General features: G+C 60.3%; 18 protein-coding genes. 3 read left to right on the plus strand and 15 right to left on the minus strand.

The window, feature by feature from the left end:
* Positions 1 to 26: 26 nt before the first annotated feature.
* The 12 genes from repA to EN853_RS23585 all read right to left on the minus strand — a co-directional run bounded on the left by repA (position 27) and on the right by EN853_RS23585 (position 12450).
* Positions 27 to 1238: a plasmid partitioning protein RepA gene (repA, locus tag EN853_RS23535; RefSeq protein WP_127861671.1), complete on the minus strand. Its 1212-nt coding sequence runs from the start codon at positions 1236 to 1238 to the stop codon at positions 27 to 29.
* A 447-nt stretch (positions 1239 to 1685) separates the two neighbouring features.
* A complete protein-coding gene (locus EN853_RS23540) occupies positions 1686 to 2570 on the minus strand; it encodes a zincin-like metallopeptidase domain-containing protein (protein ID WP_127861672.1) in 885 nt (294 codons plus the stop codon).
* 220 nt (positions 2571 to 2790) lie between these two features.
* Positions 2791 to 3840 carry a Fic family protein gene (locus EN853_RS23545; RefSeq protein ID WP_127861735.1) on the minus strand — a complete coding sequence of 350 codons (1050 nt, stop codon included), beginning with the start codon at positions 3838 to 3840 and terminating at the stop codon, positions 2791 to 2793.
* A gap of 68 nt (positions 3841 to 3908) precedes the next feature.
* A complete protein-coding gene (locus tag EN853_RS23550; RefSeq protein ID WP_127861673.1) occupies positions 3909 to 4115 on the minus strand; it encodes an antitoxin VbhA family protein in 207 nt (68 codons plus the stop codon).
* A 121-nt stretch (positions 4116 to 4236) separates the two neighbouring features.
* Positions 4237 to 4572 carry a DUF736 family protein gene (locus tag EN853_RS23555; protein WP_127861674.1) on the minus strand — a complete coding sequence of 112 codons (336 nt, stop codon included), beginning with the start codon at positions 4570 to 4572 and terminating at the stop codon, positions 4237 to 4239.
* Positions 4573 to 4968: 396 nt separating this feature from the next.
* Entirely contained in the window at positions 4969 to 5184 is a 216-nt protein-coding gene (locus tag EN853_RS34745) for a hypothetical protein (protein ID WP_348631601.1), read from the minus strand.
* Entirely contained in the window at positions 5159 to 5452 is a 294-nt protein-coding gene (locus EN853_RS34750) for a hypothetical protein (protein WP_245517163.1), read from the minus strand. The genes EN853_RS34745 and EN853_RS34750 overlap by 26 nt, the downstream gene beginning before the upstream one ends.
* Positions 5453 to 5466: 14 nt before the next feature.
* Positions 5467 to 6747: a plasmid replication protein RepC gene (gene repC, locus EN853_RS23565; protein ID WP_127861675.1), complete on the minus strand. Its 1281-nt coding sequence runs from the start codon at positions 6745 to 6747 to the stop codon at positions 5467 to 5469.
* Positions 6748 to 7778: 1031 nt separating this feature from the next.
* Positions 7779 to 9710, minus strand: a complete 1932-nt coding sequence (locus EN853_RS23570; RefSeq protein WP_127861676.1) for a ParB/RepB/Spo0J family partition protein — start codon at positions 9708 to 9710, stop codon at positions 7779 to 7781.
* A 1112-nt stretch (positions 9711 to 10822) separates the two neighbouring features.
* A complete protein-coding gene (locus EN853_RS23575; protein ID WP_245517164.1) occupies positions 10823 to 11659 on the minus strand; it encodes a thermonuclease family protein in 837 nt (278 codons plus the stop codon).
* A gap of 129 nt (positions 11660 to 11788) precedes the next feature.
* A complete protein-coding gene (locus tag EN853_RS23580; RefSeq protein ID WP_127861678.1) occupies positions 11789 to 12070 on the minus strand; it encodes a hypothetical protein in 282 nt (93 codons plus the stop codon).
* A 194-nt stretch (positions 12071 to 12264) separates the two neighbouring features.
* Positions 12265 to 12450 (minus strand): DUF3606 domain-containing protein, encoded by a 186-nt coding sequence (locus EN853_RS23585; RefSeq protein ID WP_127861679.1) that lies wholly within the window; start codon positions 12448 to 12450, stop codon positions 12265 to 12267.
* Between the two features lie 128 nt (positions 12451 to 12578).
* Here EN853_RS23585 and EN853_RS23590 point away from each other — a divergent pair, with 128 nt between their 5' ends.
* The gene (locus EN853_RS23590) at positions 12579 to 13454 is read left to right on the plus strand and encodes an RNA ligase family protein (RefSeq protein WP_127861680.1); all 876 of its coding nucleotides are present in this window, start codon (positions 12579 to 12581) and stop codon (positions 13452 to 13454) included.
* An 11-nt stretch (positions 13455 to 13465) separates the two neighbouring features.
* On the opposite strand, the gene EN853_RS23595 is transcribed toward EN853_RS23590, so the two are convergent.
* Positions 13466 to 13756, minus strand: coding sequence for a helix-turn-helix transcriptional regulator (locus EN853_RS23595; RefSeq protein ID WP_127861681.1), 291 nt, complete (start codon positions 13754 to 13756; stop codon positions 13466 to 13468).
* A gap of 165 nt (positions 13757 to 13921) precedes the next feature.
* Between EN853_RS23595 and EN853_RS23600 the strand changes: the two genes are divergently transcribed.
* Both EN853_RS23600 and EN853_RS23605 read left to right on the plus strand, forming a co-directional pair.
* Positions 13922 to 14104, plus strand: coding sequence for a hypothetical protein (locus EN853_RS23600; protein WP_127861682.1), 183 nt, complete (start codon positions 13922 to 13924; stop codon positions 14102 to 14104).
* Positions 14105 to 14151: 47 nt separating this feature from the next.
* Positions 14152 to 14325: a hypothetical protein gene (locus EN853_RS23605; protein ID WP_348631602.1), complete on the plus strand. Its 174-nt coding sequence runs from the start codon at positions 14152 to 14154 to the stop codon at positions 14323 to 14325.
* A gap of 370 nt (positions 14326 to 14695) precedes the next feature.
* Here EN853_RS23605 and EN853_RS23610 read toward each other — a convergent pair whose 3' ends face one another.
* Both EN853_RS23610 and EN853_RS34115 read right to left on the minus strand, forming a co-directional pair.
* Entirely contained in the window at positions 14696 to 14941 is a 246-nt protein-coding gene (locus EN853_RS23610; RefSeq protein ID WP_127861684.1) for a hypothetical protein, read from the minus strand.
* A gap of 175 nt (positions 14942 to 15116) precedes the next feature.
* Positions 15117 to 15287 carry a hypothetical protein gene (locus tag EN853_RS34115; protein WP_167524596.1) on the minus strand — a complete coding sequence of 57 codons (171 nt, stop codon included), beginning with the start codon at positions 15285 to 15287 and terminating at the stop codon, positions 15117 to 15119.

Raw genomic sequence — 15287 nt, forward strand, 5'->3', positions numbered from 1 at the left:
GACGGGGTGTGCCACTTCAATCAGCGTCATGTCCGTCCCCATGCCTGGTGGACCAGCGAAGTGATCTCGCCGTTGACGCTATGGAGGGATTCCATGGCGCGGTCGTACGTTGACCTTGTCAACTGGCTACGCTCGACCTCGTAGAGTGTCTGCTTGGTGATACCCGCGTCCGATATCGCGGTGCTCTTCAGCATCTCGTTCTTGAGGACGAAGCCACCGAAAATCACGCGCATGAAGTCGACCATTTGCGCTTGCGGACCGTCGCCAGGCTCGAACCTCGTGACAAGATAACGAAACCAGTCGAGGTTCATATTGCCACCGCCCCGTTTGATCGGATTGAGGATCTCGCCAAGCATCAATAGGAACTGACACATCGACATCACATCTAGCATTTGCGGATGCACCGTGATCAGGACCGCAGTAGCCGACGATAAAGCCGTCAGGGTCAGGTACCCGAGCTGCGGAGGGCAATCGAGGACCACGACATCATAGCGGTCCTGGACCTCTGCAAGCGCTGAGTCCAACCTCGTGAAAAACACACGCCCAAGATCACGCGTTCCTTTTTCGGCGAGGATAAGGGGCGTGTCGTACTCGAACTCCTGCAACTCAAGCGCTGCCGGCACGATATCGAGCCCAGGTAAGTTCGTCGCCTTTATGAGCACGGACAGAGGCTTCCGATGGTCGTCGTAACGAAGAGCTTCGTATAGGCTTTCGTCCCGATCAACTTCTGGCTGGAACCCATGCAGGGCAGAAAGTGATGCCTGCGGATCTAGATCGATCGCAAGCACCCGATGCCCCGTCAGAGCGAGGTGTTGTCCGAGATGGGCTGCCGTCGTTGTTTTGCCGGAGCCGCCTTTGAAATTCACAACAGCAATAATCTGAAGGTGTTCTGTTCCGCGGCGGTGGGGAACGTACTTCTTCACGTCCGACCGTCCGTTTCTGTCCAGCCAATGCCGCATCTCGAGCATTTGCGCGGCTGTATAGGAGCGACGCCCCGTCGATGTGACCGCCGGCTGCGGCCCCTTGCCCTCCAGGGACAAGTTCTTCAGGTGTCCCGAACTAATGCCCAGATAGCTGGCGGCCTCCGAAAGCTGGAAGGAACGGAGGGTCTTCTTCGCGTCAGGCGGAAAGCTGTCGAGCCGATGCTTCTGCAGTCTCCTTGACAATTCGCCGCCCTGCTTCAGGATCAGTTCGTCGAAGTCGGCGAGAGCGCTTGTGAACGCGGGTGCGATATTCATCGTTGCGAATTCCAAAATGCGAATTTCCGTTGTATTCGCTTAGAAAGCGCATTTAGCTCTGATTCGAGCGGTAGGACAAGGAATTTAATGTTAACAAAAGGTTAACGTCGATTCGCGCAATGCCGGTTTACTGCCGTAAACTTTCACGTGGAACACTTGGCGGCGCAGTTCTGCGAATCGTTCGCATGGGTTCCGGAGTTTACTTCAGTAAACCCGCCCCATGATCACAATCGTGATGTCATCTCCATGAGTTGCACAGATCATCCGGTGCCCTGGGCGATCAATTGCGTCTTTGCCGACACTTCCCTTTAGGTCCGCAAAACCGGCCGTCAAGGCAACGGCTACACGGCGGCAAGCCGGTCTTGACCGGCGTCCCTGTGCATTAAGATCATCGACGGGCAGCTCTGCCCGTCGATCGGTCAAACACAAAGAGGGGAGCCTACTGCACTAGGCAGCTGTCAGTTCGGCTCCCGGTTGGAGGGCCGTGAGATAATCGGCGGCAGCCTGCGCCTTGGCAGCCGCCGTGATGATCGCGCGCTTATCATTTTTTAGCACGGCCACCCAGCTCGCCAAGTAGGCGGCGGTATTGTCCCGCGGATCATGGTCTACGCCAAGATCGGCGCATAAAAAGGCCGCGGTACATTCGGCTATGCACTCTTCCATCGCGTATGCTTCATTGCCGAACCGACCGGTCAGATCCCGGTCAAGGCGGCGCTTGGCCCCCGAAAAATGTGCAAGCTCGTGCAACAGGGTCGAATAAAGATGGACCTCGCTGTCAAACCGCTCGCGGTCCGGCATGAGAATGTCGTCGATGGAAGGCCGATAGCAGGCTTTCGTGCCCCCATAACTTACCTTCGCGCGCGTATTTCTGACGAAGGCCTCGACGGTGTCGATGTGTGGAACCGGAGACGTCGGCAGCTCCTCGGCCGGGCTGAAAAACCGGTCGGGGAGGCTGTCGATCTGCTCGACATTGAAGACGGTATAGCCCTTCAGATACGGAATGGCGCGGTCCTCGTCGTCCTCGTCGTCCTTCGGAGTGAACGTTCCGTATTTGACGACGAGCGTGCCTTTCTCGCCCTTGCGGACCTGAGCGCCGAGATCCTGCGCCTGCCGGTAGGTGATCCAGGTATTTTCCTCGTAGCCGAACATCTGACCGGCGACCCACAACATCAGGACGTTGATGCCGCGGTAGGCTTCGCCGGTTGCGCGGCGCGGGGTCAGTGAGCGGCGGGCATTGCCGCGCCAGGGGCGAATCCATGGCTTGGTGCCGGCCTCAAGCTGCTCGACAATGGTGTCCGTGATGCGCTGGTAAGTGTCCTTGATGCTCTGCATGGCCGTCTCCATCCGTTGGTTGACGGCAGGAAACGGAGATAGCCGAAGCGAGCCCACGCACCCGAAGGGCCGAAACGGAAGAGGAGGACCGCGAAGCGGTTGCGTGGGGGAGGGGCTATCGTAGCTTGTCCGTCAAATCACCCAACGGATGGAGACGGCCAGAGCATGGACACCTGCGGCTGCTACGGCGCCATGAGCAGCTTGTTGCCGGCGATCGCTGTCATCGCTCTCGGTCGTCGTCGCGCTCTCGCGCGCGCTGCGCCGCCATATCGGCCTCGATAGCCTTCAACGCGGTGCTGGAATGCTGCTGTGATGCTTCGGCCCTTTCCGGCTGCGACTGTGCCTGGATGTCCTGGGGATCGCGACTAAGGCGAGAAAAGTCCGATCTGGCGGTGAGGGTGATTTCCGCCTCGTCGCCCGGCAATCGTTCCGGCATGTCAGCGCGATCGACCACGACAACGCGCGCATCCGTGACGAGGCTGGCAACGCGATCATCATGCCCGAGCACCTGCCCGGCGATTTTCTCGCCCGGGCGCGCTGTACGGACGTTGTGCTCGTACGGGTTTTCGCCGCGCTGTTCGAGGTCGGAAAACGCCGCGCGAATGGCCTCCCGGCGGTTCGGATCAGTCGCGTCCTCGACGACGTGCTTCATCGCCGGGCTGGAGGGGTCGTTCGTGGTCTCGATCGACGCCTCGATCATGCGCGGCTTGGTGATGACGGTAAAATCCACGTCATGGCCGTATTCGCGGCCCAACTCGACAATGAACGCTTCCTGGGCGCGACCATTGCCCTCGCGGAAGGGATGCACATAGTTGAGATCGGCCATGACCTGGCCGGCACGTTCGGCAAACTGGTCCGGCGTCGAAGCTCGCAGAACCTCCGGATCGCGGATCGGCTTCAATGCCTCGTCGAGTCCCATGTCGATGCGCGAACCCGGCAGGAAGGAAGTCCCGCCTTTGGAGAGGCCACCGATCGGCTCCATACGCTCGCCGTCGACGATCGGACTCTCGTTGCGCGTATGTCCGGCCCATTCATAGACATCCTGAAAGATATGGCCGTGAACCGCCTTCAGGTGCTGCTTGTCGAAGCGACCTTGCGGACCATCGCCTTCGGCGATCTCCGCCATGCGAAACGCGGTAGCGCGATATTCTTCGGTGCGCAGCTCGGAATGAGACCGGATTCCGAACTTGTTGCGCAGCACGTCGGTACGATCGGGATCGTCCGACGTGTTGGGATAGAAGGACGATCCTTTCGGGGTATTGTCGGACATGGGCGCGCTCAATAAAAAAGCCGCCTGTAGATGACAGGCGGCTGATCGCCTCTATGAGGCAGAGTTCGTTAGGATCGCTGCGCCGGCCGCACGACGCGCGCGCGGTATTCGTCGCGGCTGATGTCGCCGGCGACATAAGCGGCCGTCGCCTCCTCGAGGAGGGGATCGTGGGTATAGCCCTGCCGGATATTGGCGGCGCGCGCCTGATCGGTCGCCTTTTTGCGCCTTGCGATGGCCTCCGGGGAACGATCCGGGCGAGCGGAATGAATGTTCATCGGCAAATTCTCCAGTTACGACGCACCCTAGCAGAAAAAGCGCTGAAAATCGACCGCTTCGAGCGGTTTTCGGCATCGAGAGGAGAAAGCGCCCGGCCTTTCGCCGGGCGCTTCGCCGCGATCAATCGCGGGGTTCCCATTCGATGATCGACTGCAGCGTCGAGTCGTCCTGGCCCGGGAAGCGGCCGAGATTGGCGTTGTAGCCAAGGCGCTTGATCGAGAGCGTGTAGTAGGGCTTGCCCTCGGCGTTCTTCTTCTTCCAGATGCCGCCTACGTCGATGTCGTGGCCGCGCGGCGATTTGGCGTAGACGCGATGCGTCGGTGCCTTCTCATTATCCGAGCTGAAGGGCGTGACCTTGACGTCGAGGTCGCGGTCGATGGTGGAAATGAGGCCTGCGCCCGAGGCGGTATCCAGGTCGTCGCCGTTGAACTGGATGTAGTTGGTGATGTTCTTCATTTCAGTCACTCCTCTTTGGTGGTTGCGATGATCGTTCCAAGGCACGCCGGAAAAGCGGTGCGCACCGCGGGCCGGAGCGAAGCGGAGGGGGCCGGAGGGCGGAGAAATTTGGGGCGCGAGGAAGCCGAAGGCGGGGAAATTCTTCTGCAATCCGGCTTTGCGAAAACCGCTTCGGCGTGCGAACGAGCGTCAAAAGCAACCGCTCTCGAGGGGTGATTGATGAACATCATTGGCAACATGAACCCGCTCGGTAACGGCCTTATCCGATGAGAAATGGCCTCATCTTATATAATTTCCGCGCTCCAGCAACGGGATAGTCCCGGTTTTCTCGCCAAATGGTGAAGCAAATTGCTTCACGACTCTTGCCATTCCACCGCGCCAATTTGACTACACCGACTAAGGCTTGGAGGACGACTTGCCGCGCCGGTAGAGACGCGGGCTTTCGATGTCCGCCGACCAGATGCCTAAACGTCGATCCCGCGTCCCGTTCTCGGCCCCAGCGTATTCGTCCAGGCTGATAGAATGGGAACGGGGCAGGTATCGAAGCATCGCCTCGGCAAGGCCGGCGTTGGCCATGGCGATATCGCTATCGATGAAGCACTGTCCGACCAATCGCCGATACTGGTCCCTGTCGATGATCTCGCTTGCCCTCGATCATCTTCCGCAGGTAGCCGCGAGCGGCGAGACCACACGGCCAGACCTTTCCGTTCTGGATTCCGGTCTGCTTCAACTCGCATGCATCGATCGCAGCAATTCGGATGCGTTGCCGCCTCACGCTGACCGTGTCGCTGTCGATCACACGCGCCGTTCCAGGCCAGGTGGCGGGCTCGGCCACGGCGCGCCCCGCCGCGGTCAACAAAATCGCGGCGGCGACGGGCAATCTTCCTCGAAATCTCAATTCAGCATCTCACAGGATTGGCGGGCGGCAAGCCCGAATACTGACCGGGCGAGGTGGAGCTCGCCGGCGGCCGCGCGGTCTGTCATGGCCCGCAAATAGCCGCCCGGCGACGAAACCTCCTGCCGGTCGAATTTCTGTAGCGTAACGGCAACCGCGACGGCGGCCTGCTGCTCGCCCATCTGCTCGACGGCGCGGCGGCGCGCATCGTCGGAAATACCGGCAAGCCGGCACATTTGCGGCACGAGCCGCGCCAGATCACCCCAGGTTCGGGGCAGGGCAAAGCCGTAGGTCGTTAGCGCTGGCACTGCCCGCACCACGTCATGCAAGGCAACAATCGCCTGCGGCGGCCGCTGCTGTTGATTGACTTGGCGCGAACCTCGCCCCAGGCTTGTTTCAAGAGCCCATCCGCGGGCGGAGCCCGCCGCTAGCAAACCGAGTTGTTCGGCGTCAGCCGAACGCCGATTCCCATTACTAGTTTCAAGTGGATCAGGGCTTGTAGTCTGTTTGTGCATGCCGTTTTCGGCATCCGTGCGTGTCGACTCTTGTGTCTTTGGCGCAGCTTCCGCGCGGCGTGGGAGCTGCAGGACTCGCTCGACGAGCCATTCAAAAAGGCCGGTCGCGCGCTGCAAGAGCGCACTCGGTGCTTTTGCGGCGACGCCGACCAGGGCGACGACCTTTTCATGCCGCGCCTCGAGCCGCGCTTTAACGCGCTCGGATAGGCCCGATACGGTCGAAAAGGCGTAGCGGAGATTGCGCAGCGCGCCACGATAGCGGCGCAGCGCGGAATTCGCGGCAGCCCGCTCGGCTCTCGCTTGCCTGACGAGCTCGTCAAGCTCGCGGTATCGGACGATGAGGATCCGCATGTCGATGCCACAGCCATCGACTACCGAACCGTCTGCACTACGAACCGGGTAGCGCTTGTAGTTGCCGCTGTCCTGCATCGTGATCAGGCCGGCGTCGAAGAGGCTGGACAGCAAACGGCTGACCCGGCCGGTTGAACGATTGATCTCGAACGCAAGCTGCTGATTCGATTTGAAGATGATCGGCCGGCCCGCCTTGTCGAAGGTATCGGCTGATGCGGTGTTGATCAGCGTCACCAGAAGATGGGCTTCTGTCGCATTGATCAGGCCTGTGCACGGCAGGTTTTGCGCAAGCACGGCGAGCTGTCCGCGCGTCACGGTCCCGACTTCGGCGGACTGTGCCAGTCGCCGGAACTCGGCACGCTGCGGCGTCACTCTGCGGCCGATCGGCCGCAATTGCGGGTAGGGGTCCCCCATTCCTCGTCTCCTTTCGCTAGGGACCAGGCAAAGCTTCCCCGTTCACCGAACCGGTGTTTTGTGTTGACAAGGAAGGGAGGGTTTGAGAGAACGATTTTGGCTAGTTTATCAACTCATATCCCCCGCTTCCGGACTTCGTTCGGGAGCGGTTTTTCTTTTTCTGGCCGGGTCGGTCTTCTCCGTTGTGACGCGTTAAGATGCAGGAGCCGGGAATCACACCGGTTCCCGAACGATTTGCGCGAACGATAACCTGAATTACCTTTTTGGCGCAATAATTGTGCTACACGCGCAACTGCACCCACGGGAGTCGAGGCCGTAAACAGGGCCAACTGCAGAGATTTCCCTGTATTTTATGTTCTTGCCACTTCTTTGCCCGCGATTCTAATGATGCCATCTTGGATATATGAAATAGCGTAAAACCGGCATGGCGTAGCTAAGCCGGTGCGAATCGAGGGCGGGAAGGGGAGTTTGAGGGGAGGGGGAGGGGGCGTGGCCTCCCCTCAACAAGGAAAAGGGCCGGGACGACCTGGCCTTGGCCTGAATGGCGGCTTGTTTCCAGCGGGTCACTCACCGTCGAAGTAGGCCGCTCGCTTCCTCCGCGTACAATTGCGCGAACAGCGGGAACTTCCTTGCGAGCCGCCTAAGATTCCGTCTGCGGACTGAGGCCTTCGCCTCGTTATTCCGGCGCCGGACAGGGTTCGACGAGAGGAAGTCGAAGCAGATTGCATTGCCCCGGCCCGGCTTCCACAACCCCATGATCTCGAGTGGGCACTCTGACCCCATTGGAACAACGCGCTCGACAAGAACCTCCGGCCCGGAACAGCTCTTGACCCCCACTTCACAGCACGAATTCGACAAAACAGCACGAATTTGAAAGCCGCCAGATTGGCGTGGGGCGCATGGTACGAACGCTTCCCGAATTGCAAGTATAGGGAGCGGGCCGTCGCCTCTGAACTTGGAAATAGGAGACGGCGGCTCCATGCAAAAAAGGGGAACCGGCCGCGCTTGAGGGACGCGGCCGGTGCGGTCGATCACTCGGCCGCTTGGGGAAGGGTGTCGTCGGCGTCCAGTTCTTCCTCGTCCAGCTCGTCGCCTTCGATCGCATCGTCAAAGACGGGATCGTAGTACGGTGCACTCGCCTTCTCCCTATCGGCTTCGCTTGCGAATGCCGAAAGGGAAGCAGGAAGCCAGAGCCCGTCTAGTTCGGCGGTTGCCCGCTCAACAAGATCGCCCTTCTTCATGCCGGAAAGGTTGGTGGCTCGGTCCTTGCCCTTCACGCGCTCGACGGCGGCGAGGATCACCGATTTCTTGGTGCGGCGGAGGAAATCAAGGTCCGAAAGCGTCACCCACTGCTCAGGGCGGCTCTCCAACGCCTCGGCCAGTGCGTCGGCCTGAACGCGCACCGCCGCGCCGCCAAATGGGTTGAAGGCTTTGAGCGAAATGGCGGTGAACACGGCCAGATGTTCAAGCAAGGCCGTCTCGTCCATAGCGAGGAAATAGCCCCACCAATCACCTGGGTTCTTTGGCGCGGCTTCACGCTTTGCCGCAAGCGCTGCCTCGCTGGCGACGAGCGGGCGCATTTCCTTGTTGGCGATCCGCTGTTCAGGATGTCCACGATCAAGCGAAATCTGGCATGCGCTGTGCCCGCCATAGCGGCTGAATGCCTCTGCTGCCAACGCTTGGACCGTTGCGACAAGGGCGATCTTCGGGTTTGCCGCAAGATCGGCAGCAACGCAGGCCGTGCGGACCGCTGCAAGCTCCTCCTGCATCGAAGCCCCGGGAAGCTCGATCCCTTCGGCGTCGACCTTGGGTCCGGTTTTTGCTTCGCTACGGGTGTTGCCATTTTTGACGGTCAGGCCACGATGGATGGTCAGGTTGCCGTTGTGGTCGAAGCACGCCACTGCAACAGCCTTAGCCATTTCCTCCGGATCATACACTTCCGGCGTCATGGCATCGATGCGGTCGGAAAGCTCCTGCCACTCGGCGGCAAGCTCCTCGTTGTCCGGATCGGCTTCGACCTCCACGCCGAGTGCCTCCAATTGCTCCGTCATTGCATCCCGCTGCTGTTCTTCCTCGGGCGTCAGTTCTCGGCGCGTCGGGTAGACACGGCCCCGGTACTTTTCCGAAACGGAATAGTACCCCTCCGGCGAAAACAGCACCTCTTGCCAGCCTTCGGCCCTCACCGGCTCAAGAACCTCCTCGATCTTCTCGGCAAAGAGCCGGTCCAATAGCGCTGCATCGGTCAAATAGGCCTCGTCGCCGCGCTCTGCGAATAGATCGCGGATGATGCCGCCGCCCGCTGCCTCGTAGGCTTCGAGCGTCACGAACCGGACTCGCTTATCCGACAGGGGAATGTTGCCCTCCGTGAGAGCCTTCTTGATCTGCCAGCTTGCCGCTTTCGGCATGGCCTTGAAAACGGTGCGCTGCCGCTCCTGATCGTCGGTGAGTGTGTAGGCGGCGACCTCATTAAGGCCGATTTCATCCTTGCGGAACACCTTCATGATTTCCGGCGCGACCGCTGCCAGCTTCAAGCGCTTTTTGACGACCGTGGGCGACACGCCGAACGCGTCGGCGGTTTCCTCTATCGTCTTTCCGGAGTCGATCTGCTCCTTGAAGGCGTCGAACTGATCGGCGGGGTGCATCGGTGCGCGAATGATGTTCTCGGCCAGTGACAGCCCCTTGGCGTCGGACTTCGCCAGACTGCATTTGACCGGATAATCCTTGGCGAAGACCTTTTCCTTCGCCAGCCGCTTCAAGGCGCGCAGGCGACGGCCGCCAGCGACAACGGCGAAATGCCCTTGCTTCTCGGTCGGCTCGACGCTGAGGTTCTGGATGAGACCATGAACCGGGATTGAGGCCAGAAGGTCATCGATGGCCTCGGCATTGGTCTTGCGGACGTTCTTTTCGGAGATCGTCAGCTTATTCAAAGGCACCATGAAGATTTCGGTTTCAGCGATAGTCATGAGGGTTCTCCATTCCCTTTTCCCGCGAAGCGGTCTTGCTCTTGCCCGATGGGGCAGGAGCCCCGCTCCTGCTCCCGAGACCTCGGCGGCGAGAGCGGGGGAGAGGGGGGCAAGGAGACAAATCGGAGGGGGATCACCCGCCCGAAGGGGCGACGCTGATCCGCGGATGCGGATCCGCGTCGATCCTGCACGGAGCACAGGCCGAAGGCCAAAGCGGAGGAAGGACGGGGAGACCGATTTTCTCCTTGCTGGGGAGAGGGGGCAGCGCTCCCTTTCCCCTCGAAACAAACAATGAGCGTACAAAGCGAAGGACAGCGCAACGGCCGGAGCCAGTTCGCGCACCGCTTGACCGGGCTAAAAGGGCAGCCGCAGGAGGTTAAGCATCGTGCTGCCGGAAGCGAGGAAACCGGACCGATCGGCTACCTGGCAAGCGGTTCGGTGTAGTATTTGGAGTTGGCTGTCTGACCCGCTGTGGCCCGTTCGCCCGCGCCGCTCCGAGTATGGAGCGCTCCGCGTCGCGCGCGAACTCTACCGAAAATCGCCCTCTGATGTTGTCCACCTTGGGGAAATTGAATGACCCTGACAGACTGGCATGCAGTACCGCCTATCGGATTGCGGTCAGAGACCTCGGCGGCTCACGCAGCAAAACGTCTATACCAATCGCCTGGATTGCCTGACCGACAGCATGCTCGATTTGCCAAACGACCGCCTGGACCACTTCCATCGAAGGTGGTCTCCGGCGCCGCGCCCCTGGATCATCAAGCTGGTAGTCGTATCGGATGCGTGTGTAGTCGTTTGCGAGAGTACGGGAGCGGATGAATCTTTCGACTGCCTTCGGCACCGGCAATCCGAGGCCTTGGCTCTCGTCGAGCATTGCAGCAAAGTTGTGCTGGTAGGCACGAATACGCGCTGGTGACGTTCCGCGGAGCAGGAGAAAGCTCCGGAGAAAGTTTTCCAGTGCTTGGAAGTAGAGAAGCCGCCGAGGGTGATCCGACATTCGAGGTCTGATCCGGACGACCACGGCCTCTAAGGCGTCGGCGTTGGCCCGGTAGGTTTGTGCGAATAAGAATGCGCCAAAGGGCGTCATACTGACGCCCGGGATGGCTTTCGCCTTAGCAGAGGCTTTCACAAGGAATCCCATCTTTGTCGCGGTCGAGTTTTCTGCCCCATGTGCAATTCTGCAAATACCATTGGGCCTCATCGCACGAGCTGATTTGCGAACAGTACCGCCGCGGCTCGCACAAATAGCTGCCGCTCTGCGCGACCAGCTTGCGGCTGACGACGCCGAGCGGCTGGCTCGACGGTGCCGCGCCGTCGGCATGCGATGCGCGCCAGTCCCACGGTGCCTGGAAGTTGCCGACCCACAGGCCGTCCTTCGCCGCTTCTGCTTCCGCCTGCTGTGCAGCGTAGGCGCCATGGCTGTAGCGGGGCCAATCGAGCGCCTGGCCGTGCTCGACCATCCACGCCGCCACGCTGGCGCCGTCGGCGCGCCGGCAGTCGCCGACAAAGCGGTGATAGCGATCCCAGGTCACGAACGTGCACTGCACCGGCATCGACGCGGCCAGGAAGGTATCCAACGCTTCGGCCGATCGCCGGCCGCAGGGATATTCGAAGCCCTTGGCGTCGTCGCAATATTGCTTGCTCTCCGGGGCGTCGATGCCGTTGAAGCGAATCCGCCGCCCATGGACTTCGATCGTGTCGCCGTCGATGACGGATGCGACGCCGGAGATCGGCTCCGGGAGCTTCGGCCCGATCAAGTTCTGCAGATTGATCTCGGGCAGGCTGTCGCTGTGCTTCATGGCCGTTTGGGCGGCCAGCGCGCCAACCGCGGCGACGGTCACGAAAATCAGACGCCGTGGCACGCTTGCCCACAGCAGGGCGCGCGAGCGCTTGGCGCCGGTGCGCTTGCGCCATTGATCAGATCGATTGTCGTGCCGAGACCTGTCCAAGCCAATTCCCCCGCTCGGGAGGATGCTCGCAAATACGACTGAAGTCCAGCGGCGCCTCTTGGGGAACTCTATTACGCTGCAATGCAAATGCACTCGAAGAACTAAGACCAGCCGCCAGGACATCTCGCATTATGGTTCGAGAAGTGCGCCACCGTATTGCCCCCACAGATGTTCGCAGTCCCATATCCTCAAGCTTGGTGTTCCTGGTTCCCCATATAAGACCATTGCACCGCGAACGTCGTATCCAAGCACCGATGCATTGGCGACGAACTGGATGGCGCGCCCTAAGCTAATGGCGCCGATCCGGGCTTCAATTTTGCTGGTGAGATCGATAACTCCGAAGATTTCCGCGTCTGCGGCTCTGCCGGCCAAAACAGCCGACGAGATCGCATCGTCCAGAGCAAGCAGCATCGCGAGAGTCCCCCGTTAGCAGCGCCTGCTAACTTCGATGCTTGAAATTGGTTCCGCTGCTCCCCGAAAGAATCTGGGATCAACTGTCCAGCTCAAGTGGCTCATGGTCCGGCCGTTCATGCCAAATCACTTGCCGGAGATCACGCCGGTCGATCGGCTGACCGCATTTCCTGCAACTGTAGAAGTGATCCTGCTCACCCGCGCAATTTCCTGGCTTCGCGTTCCAAGGTCTTGCGGTCGTTGCCGTGCTGGCCGATTAACTCCCGAACTTGCTCGGGCATGATACGGTGCTGCTTGGCGAAGTAGCGAACCTCATAATCCTCATCTGCTGACACACGGTCACGGTCCCGGAAATCGCGTTTCGTCCTCTCGTCTGCCATGGCCATTTCCTCCTGATTGAGAAACAACCGCAGCAGGGCGGGAACGTTCCTGATTCTTTAGTAGACGCTAACGGAACGCTTACGGCCGTGCGATATTGAATCAAATTCGGGTATCGCGTGGGGTTCCAATGCGTAAACCTGCCGGCAGCGCCCGGCTGTCCTTCATTCGTCCGATGGAGCCGGAGCTCGTCGAACGGCCGCCCAAGGGCGACAGATGGAGCCACGAAGTCAAATTCGACGGCTACCGCACCCAGGTCGTCAAGGACGCAGACGGCATCCGCCTCTACACGAAGACTGGGATCGACTGGACGGCTAAGTATCGGCCGCTGGCCGCGGAGGCGAAGAAGCTCGAGGCGGAAAGTTTCATAATCGAAGGCGAGACGATCGTGACCAACGAAGCCGGGCTGTCCGACTTCCACGGGCTGCGCTCGGCCATCACCAGGCGACCACAAGATCTCTATCTGGTCGCGTTCGATCTCCTGCACCTCAACGGACACGATCTGCGCGACATGGCGCTAAAAGACCGGCGGGAGGTGCTGCAGGCCCTTATCCCTGCCGGCGGGCGTATCCAGTTCAGCGAAGCGCTGCCTGGCGCCGGCGACGCCGTCTACCACCTCGCTTGCGAAGCGGGCCTTGAGGGCATCGTTTCGAAGCGGCTGGACAGCAGCTACCGCAGCGGCTCGACGATGAACTGGCGCAAGGTGAAGTGCTACGTTGAGAAGGAGATGGACATCATCGGCGTGAAGCGCGAGACCGGAAAGCCTGCGATGGTGCTCATGGCCGACAACGGCCGCTACATGGGCGGCGCCTTCGTGACGTTCAAAGCCGACAAGCGGCAGGCCCTATGGGATCACGTGCAGCGCAGGGCCGGCGCGTCGCCGCCGAAGGGATTGGCGAAGGAAAAGGCCGAATGGCTGAACCCCGGCTTGGTCGGCCTGGTGAAATTCCTGAAGGGCGAGGAAAAGCTGCGTCACGCCACGCTGAAGGATTTTTGGGAGCAATAAGCAACAGACTGCTACCGCGCGCGGCGGCGCCAGTTTCTATTGTCGGCGTGGCGACCACTATTCTGACCCTCAGAGCGCGCTAATGATGGGCTCCCTTCAACGGTAAAGACAATGCCCGCGTCCTCCAAAGCACGCCGCATTGCGGCGGCATTACGGGGATTCGGTTTCCCAAAGCCGTTCTCAAATTCGCAGATCGTCGATTCGCTGAGATTGGCTTTGGCAGCCAGTCGCACTCGCGACCAGTTCAAGAGAGTTCGTGCGGCTCTTAATTGTTCTGCTGAGAGTTGGTCTCGGCTGTCCATAGGTGTGGAACATTCAATGGCTCTAAAATGTTCCGGCTGCTACCACCGACGGCGTCGTATGCAGGGCCGCTGGATGATCCCCGTCGCTCAGCCGACGGCGAATTTTTTGCCTGACTGAACAGTCCGCCTTCTAGATCATTCTAGAGATTAGGAGGCCATATCCTCATGCGTGACGGTGACAACAGATCAGGTTCGCAAAGTGGGGCGACGAAGGTTCTGGCCGATCGCTTGGTCAGAGAGGCAGACATTACCGAAGAGCAAGCCCGTGAGCTGATCACGTTGATCGGGACCGATTGGAATTCCCTGCTTCGAGAGGCTCATTTCCTGAAGGCGCGGCACCGCCTATGAGCGAACGGGGGGTAGAATTCTTTGGGAAGTGGATCACGGACAATGTGATGCGCGGCAGCGTCGGCGTCGACATCATTTCTGTGGCGGAGCTGACGACCAAGCTGTTCGCCGATGCGAAGGCCGCGGATATTTCCGAGGATGAGATCGAAGAGGAAATCGGCAGTGCCTATGAAGCGATACTTGCGGCGATAAATGGCCCGCCAGATTTCGAATCCGAGTGACTGCCGCGCGGGGCTTTACCCATTCTAAATTGCCATCCGTCCACAACGAAGGACACCTTAGCTCGCGACGCGGAATTCGCTCTTCTACCTGTAGCTGGTCAAACTCGGATCGAGGTTCTGCTACAGTCCCGAATGGTCGTCCGAATCGTGGTTGTCCTGGCGCTTCTTTCCGCCTTCGCCTTGGGATTCGCAAAACTCGTGGAACGCTATGGCGGCGTTGGCGATCGGTCCCCTCCATGTGAGCAATTGTCTGATTGCCCCGGCCCGAACACGCCGCCTCCGGAAAAGACGGGCTAACCGAGCAGCATATATCGCGTCCCATTTTGAAGGGCACCTGCCTGGTGAGTTTGCCGAGGGGAGGGCAACTGAGCTATAAGTGTTTCCTGGCGCGCATCATCGCCCGCGCCATCGCCAACTCGGTTTCAACCATGGCGTTTTCCTTCTGCGTCATGTTGTCGGCGGCGATCAGACGCCGTAACGCCCGCATCACCTCGCCGCGCTGCCAGCCGGCATCGAGCATGCAGTCGACGATCGCCTGAAAGCCGGGCTCCATCGCTTCCTGACAATCGACCTCGCGGTCGGGGTAAGCAGTGGTGCGTCTAGGCGGGCTGATCACAGGAACCTCTCTCCCTCGCCGCGGTGCTCGAAGCAGAACCAATGCGACGGCTGCCTTGGCCGGGCGAAACCCCAGCCGGCATCCTTGCCGCATCCGGCGTGCTCGCAAGCATGGCCAAGCGGTCCGTAATCACGCGGCTGCACAAGCTCTCCGGGGCGGCTCGGCTCGTCGCTCACTAGTTTTGCCGCCGCTTGAGCGCGTCGATCTGGTCCTGCAGGTGGCCGTTGAGAACGATCATTTCTTTCAGCGCCTTCATCGTGTCGCCCTTGTGCAGGGAGACGAACCTATCTGCGACCTTCTGCAACGCTGCTTCCTGGCGGCTGTCCAGGTTTATGATCTGATCCAC

This window comes from Mesorhizobium sp. M1C.F.Ca.ET.210.01.1.1, from assembly GCF_004791585.1.
Lineage (GTDB): Bacteria > Pseudomonadota > Alphaproteobacteria > Rhizobiales > Rhizobiaceae > Mesorhizobium.

Bases quoted from the DNA above. Each gene is read 5' to 3' on its own strand.
- EN853_RS23570 (WP_127861676.1), bottom strand. From the start codon at position 9,710: ATGACTATCGCTGAAACCGAAATCTTCATGGTGCCTTTGAATAAGCTG.
- EN853_RS23580 (WP_127861678.1), bottom strand. From the start codon at position 12,070: ATGCTGCTTGCTCTGGACGATGCGATCTCGTCGGCTGTTTTGGCCGGC.
- EN853_RS23555 (WP_127861674.1), bottom strand. From the start codon at position 4,572: ATGAAGAACATCACCAACTACATCCAGTTCAACGGCGACGACCTGGAT.
- EN853_RS23600 (WP_127861682.1), top strand. From the start codon at position 13,922: ATGCGTGACGGTGACAACAGATCAGGTTCGCAAAGTGGGGCGACGAAG.
- EN853_RS23585 (WP_127861679.1), bottom strand. From the start codon at position 12,450: ATGGCAGACGAGAGGACGAAACGCGATTTCCGGGACCGTGACCGTGTG.
- repC (WP_127861675.1), bottom strand. From the start codon at position 6,747: ATGGGGGACCCCTACCCGCAATTGCGGCCGATCGGCCGCAGAGTGACG.
- repA (WP_127861671.1), bottom strand. From the start codon at position 1,238: ATGAATATCGCACCCGCGTTCACAAGCGCTCTCGCCGACTTCGACGAA.
- EN853_RS23595 (WP_127861681.1), bottom strand. From the start codon at position 13,756: ATGGACAGCCGAGACCAACTCTCAGCAGAACAATTAAGAGCCGCACGA.
- EN853_RS23550 (WP_127861673.1), bottom strand. From the start codon at position 4,115: ATGAACATTCATTCCGCTCGCCCGGATCGTTCCCCGGAGGCCATCGCA.
- EN853_RS23545 (WP_127861735.1), bottom strand. From the start codon at position 3,840: ATGTCCGACAATACCCCGAAAGGATCGTCCTTCTATCCCAACACGTCG.
- EN853_RS23590 (WP_127861680.1), top strand. From the start codon at position 12,579: ATGCGTAAACCTGCCGGCAGCGCCCGGCTGTCCTTCATTCGTCCGATG.
- EN853_RS23605 (WP_348631602.1), top strand. From the start codon at position 14,152: ATGCGCGGCAGCGTCGGCGTCGACATCATTTCTGTGGCGGAGCTGACG.
- EN853_RS23540 (WP_127861672.1), bottom strand. From the start codon at position 2,570: ATGCAGAGCATCAAGGACACTTACCAGCGCATCACGGACACCATTGTC.